This is a genomic window from Streptomyces sp. NPDC036822 (assembly GCF_055609145.1).
Genome location: NZ_JBVJPY010000066.1, coordinates 1 through 1163, shown reverse-complemented (window position 1 = coordinate 1163; position 1163 = coordinate 1). Strand labels below are relative to the sequence as shown.

Below are 1163 nucleotides of genomic sequence, written 5' to 3'. Positions count from 1 at the left end.
TCGCCTCGATTCAGCGGTTGGTGACGGTGTGTTGGATGGCTGCGCGGGGGTTGTCCCAGAACATGGTGTCGATCTGGTGGTCGGTGAGGCCGATGGAGGTCATGTTCTTGCGTTGGCGGTCGGGTCCGCTCTGGCCTGCGGCGACTTTGCCGTCGTCGCGGCGCCAGAGGAGGTTGCCGTCGTCGGCGAGGGGTTCGCGGGCCATGGTGGCGATCTCGGTGTGATCGGTCAGGACGATCATCTTGTCGGCGCCGAGGTAGTCGACGGTCTTGCGGACGATGTCGATGTCGACGTGGTAGCCGTCGAAGTTGATGCAGGGGAAGAGTTTGCCTTCCTGGGCGGCGTGGATCATCTCCGCCGGGACGGGTCCCAGGAGGTCGGGAAGTGTCCGGCGGTTCCATTCCGCATCGAGGATCCGGGGCAGTTCCGTGGCGCGCAGTGCCTGTTCTTCGGGGGTGCGGTAGGCGTGGCGGAAGTTGCGCGGCATGTCGTTGTAGAGGTGGTCGGTCAGGATCAGGAAGGGGGAGGAGGTGTAGCGGGAGTGGAGGAAGTCGATGACGTCGCGCATGCGGCGGGCGCTGCGCTGGGGTGCGTCGCGGTGGAAGTGGCCCAGGGCGATGCGGCAGCCGTTGTCGTAGAAGGCGACCAGCAGGTCGGCGAAGGTGAAGCCGGGGGCGATGTCGTCGTGGAGTTCCATGGCGTCGGGGGCCATGACGATGTAGCGCAGGCCGTGCCGGCCCAGGGCGGCCAGGCGGCGCCATTCCCCGGCGGTGGGCGTCCACACTCCGGCGCGGGGTATCCCGCCTTCGGGGCCCAGCATCGGCCCTTCCACCGCGAAGCCGCGGATCCGGGTCGAGGGCAGCTCGGCCCGGTAGGCGCCGTAGGCGGTCACCAGCTCCTCGAAGGCGTCCATCGCCGGCCGGCGCAGATACACCGTGGGAAGGATCTCCAGCCCGCGTTCCTCGGTCAGCGTCTCCAGCACCGGGAGGTCGGCTGCGCTCATCTCGGAGAAGTCGACCTCACCAAGACCGTGAAAGTGGTAGAGGAAAGACTGCGACACGTGAGGGGCCTCCCAAGTCCGTGGCGATACTCCGCTCGGGACGACCCATCCGGGGCCCCCGAACGCGATCACACTAACAAACAAGCCTCCGCCGACCCAGAGT

Annotated in this window: 1 protein-coding gene; it reads right to left on the bottom strand. The window is 67.3% G+C overall.

What is annotated here, in order from left to right:
- Positions 1–10 precede the first annotated feature (10 nt).
- Positions 11–1060: a hypothetical protein gene (locus ACZ68P_RS36205; protein ID WP_471013623.1), complete on the bottom strand. Its 1050-nt coding sequence runs from the start codon at positions 1058–1060 to the stop codon at positions 11–13.
- Between the last annotated feature and the right edge of the window lie 103 nt (positions 1061–1163).